15 protein-coding genes and 1 pseudogene are annotated in these 14,208 nt (G+C 53.4%); 3 read left to right on the top strand and 13 right to left on the bottom strand.

Annotation, left to right across the window (positions count from 1 at the left end; genetic code table 11):
* Nucleotides 1-7 precede the first annotated feature (7 nt).
* The 4 genes from osmX to C3451_RS01205 form a co-directional block, all read right to left on the bottom strand.
* On the bottom strand, nt 8-907 hold the full coding sequence (gene osmX, locus C3451_RS01220; protein ID WP_017694085.1) for an osmoprotectant ABC transporter substrate-binding protein OsmX: 900 nt from the start codon (nt 905-907) through the stop codon (nt 8-10).
* Between the two features lie 18 nt (nt 908-925).
* Nucleotides 926-1,636, bottom strand: a complete 711-nt coding sequence (gene osmY, locus C3451_RS01215; RefSeq protein ID WP_022647971.1) for an osmoprotectant ABC transporter permease OsmY — start codon at nt 1,634-1,636, stop codon at nt 926-928.
* A 261-nt stretch (nt 1,637-1,897) separates the two neighbouring features.
* Nucleotides 1,898-2,641: a YoaK family protein gene (locus C3451_RS01210; protein ID WP_045621656.1), complete on the bottom strand. Its 744-nt coding sequence runs from the start codon at nt 2,639-2,641 to the stop codon at nt 1,898-1,900.
* A gap of 299 nt (nt 2,642-2,940) precedes the next feature.
* A complete protein-coding gene (locus C3451_RS01205; protein ID WP_072050125.1) occupies nt 2,941-4,068 on the bottom strand; it encodes an alpha/beta hydrolase in 1,128 nt (375 codons plus the stop codon).
* A gap of 114 nt (nt 4,069-4,182) precedes the next feature.
* On the opposite strand from C3451_RS01205, the gene C3451_RS01200 reads away from it, so the two are divergent.
* A complete protein-coding gene (locus C3451_RS01200; protein ID WP_023306110.1) occupies nt 4,183-5,067 on the top strand; it encodes a LysR family transcriptional regulator in 885 nt (294 codons plus the stop codon).
* Between the two features lie 86 nt (nt 5,068-5,153).
* Nucleotides 5,154-5,813: a type A chloramphenicol O-acetyltransferase gene (catA, locus tag C3451_RS01195; RefSeq protein WP_045621658.1), complete on the top strand. Its 660-nt coding sequence runs from the start codon at nt 5,154-5,156 to the stop codon at nt 5,811-5,813.
* 56 nt (nt 5,814-5,869) lie between these two features.
* On the opposite strand, the gene C3451_RS01190 is transcribed toward catA, so the two are convergent.
* From C3451_RS01190 to C3451_RS01160, 7 genes and pseudogenes are all read right to left on the bottom strand, one after another.
* Nucleotides 5,870-6,181, bottom strand: a complete 312-nt coding sequence (locus C3451_RS01190; RefSeq protein ID WP_022647976.1) for a YebG family protein — start codon at nt 6,179-6,181, stop codon at nt 5,870-5,872.
* A 108-nt stretch (nt 6,182-6,289) separates the two neighbouring features.
* On the bottom strand, nt 6,290-6,904 hold the full coding sequence (gene dmsD / locus C3451_RS01185; RefSeq protein ID WP_032624331.1) for a Tat proofreading chaperone DmsD: 615 nt from the start codon (nt 6,902-6,904) through the stop codon (nt 6,290-6,292).
* Between the two features lie 45 nt (nt 6,905-6,949).
* Nucleotides 6,950-7,804: a dimethyl sulfoxide reductase anchor subunit family protein gene (locus C3451_RS01180; RefSeq protein ID WP_124304197.1), complete on the bottom strand. Its 855-nt coding sequence runs from the start codon at nt 7,802-7,804 to the stop codon at nt 6,950-6,952.
* Nucleotide 7,805: 1 nt separating this feature from the next.
* Complete coding sequence (locus tag C3451_RS01175; protein ID WP_022647979.1) at nt 7,806-8,423, bottom strand: DMSO/selenate family reductase complex B subunit; 618 nt, start codon at nt 8,421-8,423, stop codon at nt 7,806-7,808.
* Nucleotides 8,424-8,433: 10 nt separating this feature from the next.
* Nucleotides 8,434-10,872: pseudogene (ynfE, locus tag C3451_RS01170) on the bottom strand (selenate/tellurate reductase subunit YnfE).
* A gap of 130 nt (nt 10,873-11,002) precedes the next feature.
* Nucleotides 11,003-11,308, bottom strand: a complete 306-nt coding sequence (locus tag C3451_RS01165) for a DUF1161 domain-containing protein (protein WP_045621663.1) — start codon at nt 11,306-11,308, stop codon at nt 11,003-11,005.
* Between the two features lie 102 nt (nt 11,309-11,410).
* The gene (locus C3451_RS01160; protein ID WP_045621664.1) at nt 11,411-12,265 is read right to left on the bottom strand and encodes a benzoate transporter; all 855 of its coding nucleotides are present in this window, start codon (nt 12,263-12,265) and stop codon (nt 11,411-11,413) included.
* A 192-nt stretch (nt 12,266-12,457) separates the two neighbouring features.
* On the opposite strand from C3451_RS01160, the gene C3451_RS01155 reads away from it, so the two are divergent.
* On the top strand, nt 12,458-13,168 hold the full coding sequence (locus C3451_RS01155) for a YnfC family lipoprotein (protein ID WP_045621666.1): 711 nt from the start codon (nt 12,458-12,460) through the stop codon (nt 13,166-13,168).
* A gap of 17 nt (nt 13,169-13,185) precedes the next feature.
* Here C3451_RS01155 and speG read toward each other — a convergent pair whose 3' ends face one another.
* Both speG and C3451_RS01145 read right to left on the bottom strand, forming a co-directional pair.
* Nucleotides 13,186-13,746 (bottom strand): spermidine N1-acetyltransferase, encoded by a 561-nt coding sequence (speG, locus tag C3451_RS01150; protein WP_023300006.1) that lies wholly within the window; start codon nt 13,744-13,746, stop codon nt 13,186-13,188.
* On the bottom strand, nt 13,746-14,084 hold the full coding sequence (locus C3451_RS01145; RefSeq protein ID WP_045621668.1) for a DUF1283 family protein: 339 nt from the start codon (nt 14,082-14,084) through the stop codon (nt 13,746-13,748). The genes speG and C3451_RS01145 overlap by 1 nt, the downstream gene beginning before the upstream one ends.
* Nucleotides 14,085-14,208 lie beyond the last annotated feature (124 nt).

Here is a 14,208-nt window from a genome sequence, read left to right as displayed (position 1 = left end):
GCGCCTCCTACAGCAACTGTTTGCTACGCAGGAAATCACGGGCGACCTGCTGCGGTGACTGATGGTCGATATCCACCTTCTTATTCAGTTCGGTGATAACGTCGTTGTTGAGCTGGGCTGAGAGGGTGTTCAGCGCCTCCTCCAGCCCCGGGTTAGCCTCCAGCGTGTCTTTTCGAACAACTGGCGTCACGGCGTAACTCGGGAAGAAGCCTTTATCGTCTTCCAGCACTTTAAGATCGAAGCCCTTCACGCGCCCGTCGGTGGTGTAGATCAGCCCGGCATCGACAAACCCGTCGCGCACCGCGTTATAGACCAGCCCCGGATCCATCTGGCGGATCTGCGGGCGGTCCAGCTCCATGTTGTAGGCCGCCTGCAACGGTTTCATCCCGTCGCTACGCCCGGCAAATTCCAGGTCAAGGCCCAGCAGCCAGTTGTTATCTGGATCGGTTTTACGGATCTGCTCAATCTTTGCCACCATCTCAGACATGGTATTGATATGTTCAGCCTCGGCGCGCTTGCGCTGCATGGCAAAGGCATAGGTATTGTTCATATCGGCAGGTTTAAGCCACACCAGACCGTGCTTTGCGTCGAGGCGTTTCACCGTCTCGTATGACTCCTGCGGCGACATGCGTTTGTTGATATGGTTGAAGATGATCAGCGACGTGCCGGTGTACTCCCAGGTCATATCAATCTGCTTGTTAATCATCGCGTTACGGGAAATCACCGTCGCAATATTAGTCTGCGGCTGCACCTGAAATCCTTTCTTTTGCAGATACTGTACGGTCATGGCCGAGAGAATGTGCTGCTCGGTAAAGCTCTTTGTTGCCAGGATCAGCGGCGCGGCGAGCGCCTGGCTGGTGAAGAGCGCGGCGGCGCACAGCGCCGTCAGGCCGGAAAACAGTCTCATAGAAGCTCCTTGTTATAATTATCGCGCGAGATGCGGGCTCAGTAGTCGACCCAGTGCCGCCAGCAGCGTATCCAGAATCAGGGCGAACAGGGCGGTGGCCGCCGCGCCCAGGATCAGCGTCGGGAAGTCATTCAGATAGATCCCCGGGAAAATCAGCTCGCCGTAGCTGCTGGCGCCAATCAGGAATGCCAGCGGTGCGGTACCGACGTTAATCGCAGTGGCAATGCGAATACCGGAAAGCATCACCGGCCAGGCGTTAGGAATTTCGACCTGATGCAGGCGCTGCCATTTGGTCATGCCGATGCCGTTTGCCGCTTCCAGCAACGACGCGGGAACAGAGCACAGCCCGGCATAGGTGTTACGCACAATTGGCAGCAAAGAAGCGAGAAAGAGGGCGATAATGGCCGGTTTATCACCGATGCCAATCACCACCATCGCCAGCGCCAGAACGGCCAGCGGCGGCAGGGTGTTGCCCACGTTAAAGATTTGCATCACGTATTCGGCGATACCCCGTGCCGCCGGACGGCTCAGCAGAATACCGCTTGGAATGCCCACCAGCAGGGCAAAGAACATTGATGAAAAGACCAGAATCAGGTGCTGTTGACCGAGGTAGAGCAGGTCAACCTGGCGCGCCTTAATCGTCTCCAGTCCAATTCCCCAGGTGAGGAGAGCGAGGACCACGATAATCGCGCCGACAAAAAGCAGCGAACGTTTAAGTAATGGGTGCATTGCGGTGTGTCTCCCTGTGCGCATGCGTTATAGCAACCACCTGTTGCGGTTGCCTGTTGTTATGCCATGTTTCGGCAGGGGTACTTCACCTATAGCAAGCGAAACGGAAGGGTTCCAGCAAAGGGGGTAAAACAGTAACCCTATGAAATTAGTGACAACCTGAGTTAAGCCTTATGGCGTAAGGGCTGTCAGTGGGAAGGCAGAATAGTCTTAAAGAAGCACGCCTCAAGTGACAACGTCACTTGAGGCGTGCTGATCACCCTATCGACTAAGCGCGGCGCGTACCTTTCGAACGCGCCACGAGATACGAACGATTGAAAAGGCGGCGATAAACACCAGCATCAGGCCCAGTGCCAGCATCGCGTGGAATCCAAACTCTCTGAAGAGGATCAGCCCCGCAATCCCGCCGGTAATAAACGAGAAAAGGGTGGTTAAATGGGTTTTGAGCTGGCTCTTTTGCGCGGCCGTGTCTTTGGAATAATCCCGGCGCAGCATGGCGACCATAACGGAGGCCAGCGAAATGCCGGCATCGGTCAGCGTGCCGGTAATGTGCGTGGATCTCACCCGACCGCCGGAAAGCTGAGTTGAGGTGGAGTTATGAATTCCCATCAAACCGCACAGGAAAAGAATAATCTCCTGATTCGTGGCGAAGGAGTGAAAATACATTTCATAAAGGGATACCCCGGCAAGTAATAGCCCTTCAACAAATAAAACCTGGCTGAATATCAGCCTGACGTTATGGATAATTCCCCAGATAACAATAATCCGCGCAACAATGGCGCCAGTGACAAACGACAGAATAATGGCGCCAAAAAAAAGAATATCACTGAGATCGGTGGAGGAAACTTCGCTGGATAACTGCGATGTATTACCCGTCATATGAGAGGGGAAAAAGCCGAACGCGCCCAGCGCAATGGCATTCAGCAGTCCCGCGGAGGTCGCCAGCCAGAGTGCAAGACGACGATCCTCCTGATGCGTTCGTTCTTTCTTTAATTTAATCAGCAAAGAATACCTCCAGTTTGAGCTTTGCCTGACTTCTCAAGCTAACAAAGCGATGTCGCCGACTGACCAGGATATTGCTTAATTATTATTTCAACGGGAGATATTCGAGGTTTTGTAATTAAATAAAATAACCCTGTTAATATAATGCCTTATTACAGATGCCACGAGCAGACTGACGGGCAAAAATACCGTCCCAATGTGCACGCCCGCTGTAGCGGGATGGGATTTGGTTCAGTGTAGACATAGGTGTCATTCACGACGATGAGAAGAGATGCCCCCGTGATTTCCGGGGGCTTAAAGTGTTATTTCAGACTGGTTTTGAAGAACTGCTCAAACTGCGCGAACGGGATTTTTCCTGCGACGTTATCGTAGAGATCAACATGGTTTGCACCGGGAACAATCACCAGCTCTTTCTCTTTGCTACCGACGGCCTTGAACGCATCCTCCGCAAAATAACGAGAGTGTGCGTTTTCACCGGTCACAATCAGCGTTGGGATAGTGATCTCCCCGGCATAGCTCAGCAGCGGCATATTCATAAAGGATAACGGCATGGTCGCAGTCCACGCGCCGGTGGAGTTTACGGAACGGGCATGGAAACCGCGCGGCATACGGTAGTAATCATAGAACTCTTTCAGTACCGGATGCGGATCGGTGGGCAGTGCTTCCGGCAGAATGCGCTCGGCCGCCGTCACCTTGCCATTCTCATCGACATTAATATCGTGGCCGCCATGGGCGAAAGTGCCGCTTTCAGCATCTTTCCAGCGCTGCGCGTTCAGATACTGCAACACGGCCCGACGATCGGCCGCTGAATAGCGATCTTTCCCGTTGCCCACGCCGTGACCCATCGCGCGGCTCATATCGTACATTACGCTGGTGGCGACCGCCTTCACGCGGGTATCCATGGATGCCGCGTTCAGCGCCATACCGCCCCAGCCGCAGATACCAAGAATGCCGATACGGTTACGGTCGACTTCTTTCTGTAACCCCAGGAAATCCACAGCGGCGCTAAAGTCTTCGGTGTTGATGTCAGGGGAGGCAACGTTACGCGGCTGGCCGCCACTTTCCCCCGTGTAGGATGGGTCGAAGGCCAGGGCCACGAACCCCTGCTCAGCCAGAGTCTGGGCGTACAGACCGCTGGATTGTTCTTTAACCGCACCGAACGGCCCACTGACGGCTATCGCCGCCAGTTTCTGGTCGCCGTGGTTCCTGGGAATGTACAGATCGCCCACCAGGGTGATCCCGTACCGGTTCTGGAACGTCACTTTGCGGTGGTTGACTTTATTGCTCTCGGCGAAGGTTTTATCCCAGGTTGTCACCATCGAAACGGGGGCGTTAGGATTTAGCGTTTCTGCATAACTCATTGTTGTCACTCCACTTAATGATGCGCATAACAGCAGCGCAACGGACAGTTTTTGGGTGAATGTTTTCATAAGAGGTACCGTGTGTTGTTGTAATGAGGCCATTATAGTTAGCAGAAATAATGCTGATTAGAGGCCGAAAGCTGCTAGGATTAATATCATTTTGTTATGAATTGACGAGGCATGATGGCGAAGCGGGAAAACTATAATGAGCTGTATCTCTTTATCCAGGTGGTGCGGGAGGGAAGCTTCACGGCAGCCGCACAGCGGCTCGGGCTGGCGCAATCCGGGATCAGCCGATCGGTTCGCGAGCTGGAGGAGCGGCTGGGCGTTCAGCTTCTGGTGCGCACTACGCGCAAGCTGTCGCTGACACACGCCGGGGAACAGCTTTACCAGACCGCCGGCTCCGCCTTTGATGCGCTTGATACCGGGTTGACCAGACTGGCGCATTACCGCCAGACGCCGTCCGGCACGGTGCGCATTAATGCCAGCCAGCACGCCATCGAGAAATGTCTGCTGCCAAAGCTCGCTATCTTCAAACAGCGTTACCCGGATATCCGTCTGGAATTGATGAATGAGAGCCGGTTCGTGGATATCATTGCCGAGCGATTCGACGCGGGCGTCCGGCTGGGACCGGAGGTGGGACAAGGAATGATTGCGGTGCGCATCACGCCCGATATGGAGATGGCTGTGGTTGCCGCCCCGGCGCATTTTCGGCGCTATGGTTTCCCGCAGACGCCCGCCGATCTGGATGCTCATCCCTGCATTGCCTACCAGTTTGCCGACGGTAACCACTATCAATGGGAGCTTGTTCAGGACGGGAAGCGAGTTACGCACCGGCCTGAGGGGCAATGGGCCTTTTCCGACAGCTACATGGAGGCTGAAGCGGCCCGGCTGGAACTCGGGCTGGCCTATGTCCCGGTTGAGCTGGTGGCTGACGATCTGGAGCGTGGCACGCTTATACGCGTCTTACAGCGCTACAGCCTGCGGATGGACGGGCTTTACCTCTATTACCCGCACCGCAACGTGTCCCCGGCGCTGAGAGCGGTTATTGATACGTTGAAAATTTAAGGCAGCCTCTGCTCGACGGTCTATACAGCTCCTGGGTTTGTGGTACGCTACTATTTTATATAGCGCTGCTTAATTAAGGCAAAGAAATGACAAAAATAACGCCAGAATATACGGCTGTAAACTTATCGAGTTGGGCAAGGAAAGAACATTTTGAAGTCTTTCAGAGCTTTGCTCAATGCACGATTAACCAAACGGTTCAGCTGGATATCACTGCGCTGCTGAAACATATCAAACAGGTTGGCTGGAAATTTTATCCTTCGATTATTTCCCTTATTTCGACAGTCGTTAACCGCCATTCTGAGTTCCGTATGGCTATGAAGGATAATGAGCTTGTAATATGGAATGAGGTGCATCCCAGCTATACCCTTTTCCATAAAGAGACGGAGACGTTTTCATCATTATGGAGTCACTTCGACGGGAATATTCATCACTTTCAGAACGTTTATGCAGAAGACGTTTCTCGCTATGGTGATAATCTTGCTTACTGGCCCAAAGAAGAGTACCGGGAAAATATATTCTTCATATCGGATATTCCGTGGGTCAGTTTTACCAGTTTTAATATCAACGTGGCTAACATGCAGAACTTTTTTGCGCCCATGTTCACGTTTGGAAAATACTTTAACCAGGATGGAAAAGTCTTGTTGCCTTTCGCCGTTCAGGTTCATCATTCTGTCTGTGATGGTTTCCATGTGGCCAGACTAATCAACGAGTTGCAAGAGTTGTGTGATAATTTACCGCACTATTAAGCCGCGAGCCGTTTCCGGCCCGCGGCAGCAGGACAGGTGATGAGTCGTTCTGACGATCAGGCGGCTTTGACGGCCCGGATTTTTTTGCTGCTATCCGCCTCTGGCGCTGTTTTATCCGTTGCAGCATTGAGCTCGGGAAGCTTGCTGGTACGCAGGATATGCTGCACGGACTCTTTCTGCTCGGCAAGATACAGACCAAGGTTTTCCGCCTGCGTTTCATCCATCTGCATTCCGCTTTGCAGCAGCCAGTCGGTGAACGCTTCTGCCATGTCGAGCAGTTTGTCGTGAGCGTCAGCCTCTTTCTTACTGGCAAAAGTCATTTTCTCTTCACCTTTTCTTACGACCACGAATTTTGTTTCAACAGCCATTTTGCACCTCCAGTACTGTAATTATATACAGTATAGCAGTTCCGGATCTGCGTTGCAGCAAAAATGTCCGAACCTGGCTTACACAACGGATGTACAAGCCAGGAGCTGTTATCGGTACAGCGTTTTTTCTGCAATCGGGATCAGCAAAGTGGACTGCCATTCTGCCAGCGTCAGCTGGGCAAGTTTACCCAGCGCCGTATAGAACGGATGGGCCGCGTTTTCAACGAATACGCTAAGGAAACGCGTGCTCCACGGCAGCAGATGCCAGGCCATAAGCTGGTCGCGTTCTGTGTCGCGACCGTTCTCGGCAAGCCATGCCGCCAGCATCAGCAACGTTCCGAAGTGATCTTCCGGCTCATTCTGCTGCATCTCAAAGGCGATATGGTTTTCACGCATCCACTGGCGCAATGCAAGGGTCGAATCGCCAAACAGCACGGACTCGCGATCGAGCCAGACGGAGCCCCACGGGGGGGCGGGCAGAGCATACGGGCCAATAAACAGACGCTGCCAGGCGTCTTTCAACGCTTCGTCCGACGGGTTCTTAAACATACTGGCCACGGGCTGCAGGCTTTCCTGCGCCAGCGGCCAGTCCTGCACCCAGTCACCTGCGGTCAGGGCACTCACCAGCGGTGCGGTCTGCTCGCTGTCCGGGGCAAAATAAAACAGCGCGCCCAGTACCCGGGCGCTGAACGCGAACGATTCGCGGTGTGAGACGTCATTCATTACAACTTTCCTTACTTGTGCGCGGGGGCAGCCCGCGCACCTGTGTTAACCTGCAATTGCTAACCCTGCGGTCATATGCAAACCATAAAATAGCCCACGGCCAATCATTTCACCCACCGCCACCAGCACGAAACCTGCAAACAGGCCGAGCGTTTTCGGTTCCTGACGACGAATAAGTGGACAGATCCAGCAGCCTAAACCCGCCGCCAGCAGCGCGATGCGCCATACCTGAAGCGAACCATAATCCGGCAGCAGGGCGTTAGCCTGCTGGATAGAACTCTGGATCGTCCCCAGCGTATTGCTTTGCAACACGACGACCGCCACGCAGGCGATGAGTGCCAGTACGCTGACAGACGCGGCAAGGGTACTTTTGTATGTCACGTTTGCGACCCGCAGAAGCAGCGCGGCCAGCATCGGGCCAGTAAGAGCCATCGTCAGGAAGAAGGCCAACGTGGTGTAGCCCGTATACCAGGTCGGAACGGTATCGATCTGATAGACCCGGGTCATCGCCCAGACAAAAACGACACCCAGGAGCTGGCTGACAACCAGCCAGATTTTGCCCAGAGCTGGGGGCATTTTACCGATAACCGACACCAGCCACCAGAAACCGCCCACGGCAAAGAAGATCGAACCCGCCGCGATCTCATTACTCAGCGCTGACGCTCCCACGCGGTTAAGCGAGTTGAAGGCGCGCAGCGGGGAGCCAAGATGCAGTACCGAGGCCATAAACCCAATACCCATTACTAGCCAGAGAAAAAACAGGCTGCGCACGATGCGTATTCTGGCCTTGTCATCATGTTCATTCAGCCAGGCGAAGCCCATCACGATTAATGCGCCAGCCACGCACTGCCCGAAAACGGTGAAGATCACCAGCGGCCATTCATGCCATCCACTTCCCATCTCACACCTCCTTCGGGTTTGCCAGGTAGCCGGTGGTGTCACCCGTCGGACGGCTGTTGGCGTTAGGTTTAATCACAATACTCGGCTTCGTGAAGTGCGCAGACGGCAGCGGCGCGACCGCAGCAAGCTGGCCGTGTTTTTTGCGCAGCTCTTCAATCGGGCCAAAGTCCAGCGCGCGCAGCGGGCAGGACTCGACGCAGATGGGCTTTTTGCCGTCCGCCACGCGGCTGTGGCAGCCGTCGCACTTGGTCATGTGGCCTTTAGCCGCGTTATACTGCGGCGCACCGTACGGGCAGGCCATGTGGCAGTAGCGACAGCCGATGCAGACATCCTCGTTCACCACCACAAAACCGTCGTCGCGCTTGTGCATTGCCCCGCTCGGGCAGACCTTAGTGCAGGCCGGATCTTCGCAGTGGTTGCAGGCAATCGACAGGTAATAGGCGAAGACGTTCTGATGCCAGACGCCGTTATCCTCCTGCCAGTCGCCGCCCGCGTATTCATAAATACGACGGAAGCTGACGTCCGGGGTCAGATCTTTGTAATCCTTGCAGGCCAGCTCGCAGGTTTTACACCCGGTGCAGCGGCTGGAATCAATAAAAAATCCATACTGGGTTGTCATCGGTTAATCCTTATGCCTTCTCGATCTGCACCAGGTTCGTGTGCTGCGGATTGCCTTTCGCCAGCGGTGACGGGCGGTGTGTGGTCAGGGTATTGATGCAGGAGCCGTGATCGACACGATCGCCGTTCATGTTGGCGTCATGCCAGGCGCCCTGGCCCATCGCGCTCACACCAGGCATGATGCGCGGGGTGACTTTGGCGGCAATGCGCACTTCGCCGCGATCGTTAAACACGCGCACCGTGTCACCGTTTTTAATGCCGCGCTTCTCGGCGTCTACAGGGTTAAGCCACACCTCCTGGCGACAGGCGGCCTGGAGCACATCCACGTTGCCGTAGCTGGAGTGGGTACGGGCTTTAAAGTGGAAACCGAACAGTTGCAGCGGGAATTTGCTGCGCTCGGGCGCGTCCCAGCCTTCAAAGGTTGAGGTATAGACCGGTAGCGGGGTGATGGTTTCGTCTTTTTGCAGTTCCCAGGTTGCCGCAATATCCGCCAGCTTGCTGGAGTAGATCTCGATTTTCCCCGACGGGGTTTTCAGCGGATTGGCATCCGGATCGTCACGGAATTTTTTATAGGCCACAAAATGTCCATTTGGATCTTTGCGCTTATAAATACCCATTTTTTTCAGCGCGTCGTAGGACGGCAGCAGCGGATCTCTGGCAACCATTTTGGCGTAAAGGTAGCGCAGCCACTGCTCCTGCGTACGGCCTTCGGTGAATTTCTGATAGACATCCGGTCCGAGACGTTTCGCCACTTCGCTCATGATCCAGTAGATGGGTTTGCGCTCAAACTTCGGGGCGGTTACCGGCTGGAGGAAAATCAGGTATCCCATGTTGCCAGCGTAATCGTTGGGGATGATATCTTCCTGCTCAACGGTCATCAGGTCCGGCAGGACAATATCGGCATACTTCGCGGACGAGGTCATGAAGTTGTCGATAACGACGATCGTTTCGCACTTACTCTCATCCTGCAAAATGTCGTGAGTTTTGTTGATATCAGAGTGCTGGTTGATGATGGTATTACCCGCATAGTTCCAGATGAACTTGATCGGCACATCCAGCTTATCCTTGCCGCGTACGCCGTCGCGCAGGGCGGTCATCTCCGGTCCACGCACGATGGCATCCGTCCAGCTGAAGCAGGAGATTTGCGTTTTCACAGGATTTTCCGGCAGCGGCATACGTTCGATGGTGATGGTGTAGGTCGATTCGCGCGCGCCGCTGTTGCCGCCGTTAATGCCGACGTTGCCAGTCAGGATCGGCAGCATGGCGATGGCGCGGGATGTCTGCTCGCCGTTGGCCTGACGCTGCGGGCCCCAACCCTGGCAAATGTAGGCCGGTTTTGCCGAACCGATTTCACGGGCCAGCTTAATAATGCGATCGGCAGGAATGCCTGTAATGCGCGACGCCCATTCCGGGGTTTTCGCGGTTCTGTCATCACCCTGGCCGAGAATATAGGCTTTGTAATGACCATTAGCAGGTGCGCCTTCCGGCAGGGTTTTTTCGTCATAACCTACGCAGTATTTATCGAGGAAGGGCTGATCGACGAGGTTTTCATTAATCAGCACCCACGCAATACCTGCCACCAGTGCGGCATCGGTGCCCGGACGAATCGGGATCCACTCGTCTTCGCGGCCTGCGGCGGTGTCGGTGTAGCGCGGATCGATAACGATCATCCGTGCGTTAGACCGTTCACGTGCCTGTTCAAGGTAGTAAGTGATCCCGCCGCCGCTCATGCGCGTTTCTGCCGGATTATTGCCGAACATCACCACCAGTTTGGTGTTTTCGATATCTGATGTACTGTTGCCGTCGTTGCTGCCGTAGGTGTAGGGCATTGCGCAGGCGATCTGCGCGGTGCTGTAGGTGCCGTAGTGGCTGAGGAAGCCGCCGTAGCAGTTCATCAGGCGTGCCACCAGCGAGGCGTAAGGGGAGGAGCGGGTGATATTGCCGCCGACAATTCCGGAGGAGTAGTTAATGTAGACCGCTTCGTTGCCGTATTTTTCGACCACGCTTTTCAGGCTCGCGGCGATGGTGTCCAGCGCTTCTTCCCAGGTGATACGTTCAAACTTGCCTTCTCCGCGTTTGCCCACGCGTTTCATCGGATAGTTCAGACGGTCTGGATGATTAATGCGACGGCGAATTGAACGGCCTCGCAGGCAGGCGCGAACCTGATGGTTGCCTTAAACATCCTCGCCGGTATTATCCGTTTCAACCCAATAGACTTCGTCATCGCGAACGTGCAGACGTAGCGCGCAGCGGCTACCGCAGTTTACCGAGCAGGCGCCCCAGACGACTTTATCTTCCGCTGGCTGAATAGCGGTCTGCACTGCGGCGGCGGCGCTTTTCAGACCAAAAGGTAATGCGATCCCACCGGCGGCAAGTGCCAGAGATCCTATGGCAGTAGATTTAACCAGAGTTCGACGGCTTATCCCGCCGTGATGTTCAACTTCGGACATGACTCACCCCATCATTGTTAATAATTATTTTTACCCGTGACTACAACCGGGCTAATGATGGGGGGAGTGTTACTTATTTAGAGGTATTAAATATTAATCCTCGTCAAATCAGGGGAATTGAATAGGAAAATCATTGCGGCTCAGTTGGCGCATTCTCCTGCGTACCTGCGCCGCTCACCGGGTAGTTGCCGCTACTGGTGCGGGTGTACAAAATTTTGAAAGTATCGTTGGCACAATGCCCAACGACCTGCGCATCCGGCTGATCGGCCTGATCGTTCGGGACGATGTTCAGGGTAAAGCCAGACTCCGGCACGCCGTTGTTGATAATCTTCTGCTGAATGTCGCTTTTCACGCGCTCGCAGGAATCCGGGGCCGCAAGAATAGCGGGTGAAGCACTCATTAACAGCAGGGCGGTAATCCAGGGTAACCGTTTCATCTGTAGCTCCTTTTCACTGTGTAGACTGTAAGCATAGCAGGGTTAGGGTAAGCTTTTGTTTTTGGGTCTGTCTTTCTGAATTGTCCTGGAGCCCCGCCTGCGTCATAAAATAAATTGCGAATAATGGTGCTGATTGTCTACCAGATAAGAAGGCAGGGTGCGTTTTGATACCTCTTGCCTGACCAGTTTTCGGTCTCGTCCCCAGATATCTTCGGCGTTGGTGATAACCTTCATAATATGTTCCGGGTTATTAAATTCCGGCAGATCGTATTCGGTATGAGAAATGGTAGACATTTTTTCGGAAATTCTTTCTGGGGTCATTACCCAGGAGAAATGCCAGCCGCCATCTTTCACAACCTTATTATTGATTTTTAGCCAGTTCCATTTAAACCATGACCAGTTTTTATCTTTGCGTGCACGCTTCCAGTTTCTGAAAGATTCAGGCTCACCGTGGAAGAAATGCTTAAGGTTGTAATAGGACGTCGCGCGGGGCAAGGTACATTTTCTCGGCGTACCATCCATGTTGTGAACCTGAAGATTAAACTGATAGTTGAACACGTTTTGATGAATAGTCGTGCAGAGCGCGCGTGGATTAATGGCCCTGACCGTCTCGGGAGAGAAAATTTCATCAACGTCTGACACCAGAATCAGATCGTCGTCTGCCGCGTCTTTTAACCCATTCATAATGGAGTTGCGAAGCGCTGCTTCATTTGCCCAGGCATCAACCTGGTTATTGTCAGCACTGTTTAAAATAGGCTGCGCGTCAAAAGGCACGTAAATAATTTTGTCTCTGAATTTGCCAAACTTCGTAATATCGAAATGTAATTCTCGCGGTATGCCCGTAAAAGAGTGTGTTGCTTCTACAATGACAAAACGGTCAACGACATCAGCGAGCGTATGTAATCTGATGTCGAGCAACATATCTTCGTCATAGTACAAAAAACAGTCGTAAATCATGATGTTAACCTGAAAAGTTAAGAATCTAATTTTATAATAATGTGGAATCTTCCGCGCCCAAAGTAGCCACTTTGGCAGGTCTCGTCAATGCAAACGACGGATTTATACAGCGTAAAGAGTCAAATGAAGAGCTGTTATGTAAGTTGCTGTATTTGCTAATATGATTGTATCTCTCTCTGAACGGTAAATGATGTGAATAAATACGCAGCGATAACGCTACTGGCAACGGTACTGGTGGGATGTGACAACAACACCGCGCCGCTGTCATTTACGCCGGAGATGGCGAGCTTTTCGAACGAGTTTGACTTTGACCCTCTGCGCGGGCCGGTGAAAGATTTTACCCAGACGCTGTTGAACGATAAGGGTGAAGTCTCTAAACGCGTGACCGGAACGATGTCGTCGGAGGGGTGTTTCGATACCCTTGAACTGCACGATCTGGAGGCTAACACGGGCGTTGCGCTGGTGCTGGATGCTAACTACTACGTCGATGCGGAAACCCAGCAGCAGAAGGTGAAGTTGCAGGGAAAATGTCAGCTGGCGGAACTGCCGTCTGCCGGCCTGACGTGGGACACCGACGATAACGGGTTTGTGGTTGCCGCGCACAGCAAAGAGATGGAAGTGAAGTACCAGTATGATACCGACGGCTACCCGCTCGGTAAAACCACGGTCTCCGGCGACCAGCGTTTATCGGTCAAATCGATGCCGTCGAAAGATCTGCGTAAGCGCATGGATTATACGGCGGTAAGCCTGTTGAACGATAAACCGATGGGCAATGTAAAGCAGAGTTGCGATTACGATCGCCACAACAACCCGGTGAGCTGTGAGCTGGTGATCACCGATGACAGCGTTAAACCTGCCATTGAGCGCAAGTACACCATCAAAAACAGCATTGAATATTATTAAGAATAAAACCGCGCAGGTTACTGCGCGGTGGGTTTAAGCAGGTTGGCGGAGGAGGATTTATGCCCGGCCAGATGCTGATGCTGGAAAATGCACATGCGGATGGTGTTACGGTATTCGCCATTAATAAAGAACTCATGGATCAGTTCACCTTCCACCATAAAGCCGAGCTTACGGTAGATATGAATCGCTTTTTCGTTCTCTTTATCGACGATGAGGTAAAGCTTGTAGAGATTCAGGACGTTAAACCCATAATCCATCGCCAGCTTTGCCGCCCGCGACGCAAGACCTTTCCCCTGGTGCTCCGGTGAAATAATGATCTGAAATTCCGCCCGACGGTGAACATGGTTGATCTCAACCAGCTCAACCAGCCCGGCTTTCTCACCTTCGCACTCCACCACAAACCGGCGTTCACTCTGATCGTGGATATGCTTATCGTAGAGATCGGACAGCTCGACGAAGGCCTCGTAAGGCTCTTCAAACCAGTAGCGCATCACGCTGGCATTGTTGTCGAGCTGGTGGACAAAGCGTAAATCTTCGCGCTCCAGCGGACGGAGCTTTACGTCACACGGCATCGACATTACGGTGCTACCGTGCGGCCAGTGCGACGATCCAGACAGCGCAGGGTGTTAGGCTCCCAGTAAGCGTTGACGTCGGCACTTTGCTGGCATTTGTCGCGGGCATCAAACGCGACGTCTTCTTTATCCCACTCTTTTTCCACGCGCTTATTCACTTTCTGACGCAGGCTGCGGGTGTCATTCCATTGTTCTTTGTCCATGGCGGCGTTCTGACGGCTTTGCGCGCTGTCACCAGACTCAATGATGAGTTTGCTGGTTTCGGCTGATGCCGTTGCGGCGAAGGCGAACGAGGACAGCGCCAGTGCGGCTGTCAGACAAAGGCGTTTGCTTAATGTAGTCATAGCGTTTCCTTTAAACGGGTGCAGACAATCGGATTACCCCGTTGGATTCTACACCAATCCGAAAGGGTGTCATACCCGCGCGGCAGGTATGGGAACGATGAGAGCATTATCGCGTATGATGTCT

This window comes from Enterobacter sp. 301B (assembly GCF_003850715.1).
GTDB lineage: Bacteria > Pseudomonadota > Gammaproteobacteria > Enterobacterales > Enterobacteriaceae > Enterobacter > Enterobacter intestinihominis.
This window is presented reverse-complemented; position numbering and strand designations above follow the sequence as displayed.

What these genes read in the sequence shown, in the direction of transcription:
- C3451_RS01175 (WP_022647979.1), bottom strand. Translation starts at nt 8,423, where the DNA reads ATGACAACCCAGTATGGATTTTTTATTGATTCCAGCCGCTGCACCGGG.
- osmY (WP_022647971.1), bottom strand. Translation starts at nt 1,636, where the DNA reads ATGCACCCATTACTTAAACGTTCGCTGCTTTTTGTCGGCGCGATTATC.
- C3451_RS01160 (WP_045621664.1), bottom strand. Translation starts at nt 12,265, where the DNA reads ATGATTTACGACTGTTTTTTGTACTATGACGAAGATATGTTGCTCGAC.
- C3451_RS01145 (WP_045621668.1), bottom strand. Translation starts at nt 14,084, where the DNA reads ATGACTACATTAAGCAAACGCCTTTGTCTGACAGCCGCACTGGCGCTG.
- speG (WP_023300006.1), bottom strand. Translation starts at nt 13,746, where the DNA reads ATGTCGATGCCGTGTGACGTAAAGCTCCGTCCGCTGGAGCGCGAAGAT.
- catA (WP_045621658.1), top strand. Translation starts at nt 5,154, where the DNA reads ATGACAAAAATAACGCCAGAATATACGGCTGTAAACTTATCGAGTTGG.
- dmsD (WP_032624331.1), bottom strand. Translation starts at nt 6,904, where the DNA reads ATGAATGACGTCTCACACCGCGAATCGTTCGCGTTCAGCGCCCGGGTA.
- C3451_RS01180 (WP_124304197.1), bottom strand. Translation starts at nt 7,804, where the DNA reads ATGGGAAGTGGATGGCATGAATGGCCGCTGGTGATCTTCACCGTTTTC.
- C3451_RS01165 (WP_045621663.1), bottom strand. Translation starts at nt 11,308, where the DNA reads ATGAAACGGTTACCCTGGATTACCGCCCTGCTGTTAATGAGTGCTTCA.
- C3451_RS01190 (WP_022647976.1), bottom strand. Translation starts at nt 6,181, where the DNA reads ATGGCTGTTGAAACAAAATTCGTGGTCGTAAGAAAAGGTGAAGAGAAA.
- C3451_RS01205 (WP_072050125.1), bottom strand. Translation starts at nt 4,068, where the DNA reads ATGAAAACATTCACCCAAAAACTGTCCGTTGCGCTGCTGTTATGCGCA.
- osmX (WP_017694085.1), bottom strand. Translation starts at nt 907, where the DNA reads ATGAGACTGTTTTCCGGCCTGACGGCGCTGTGCGCCGCCGCGCTCTTC.
- C3451_RS01200 (WP_023306110.1), top strand. Translation starts at nt 4,183, where the DNA reads ATGGCGAAGCGGGAAAACTATAATGAGCTGTATCTCTTTATCCAGGTG.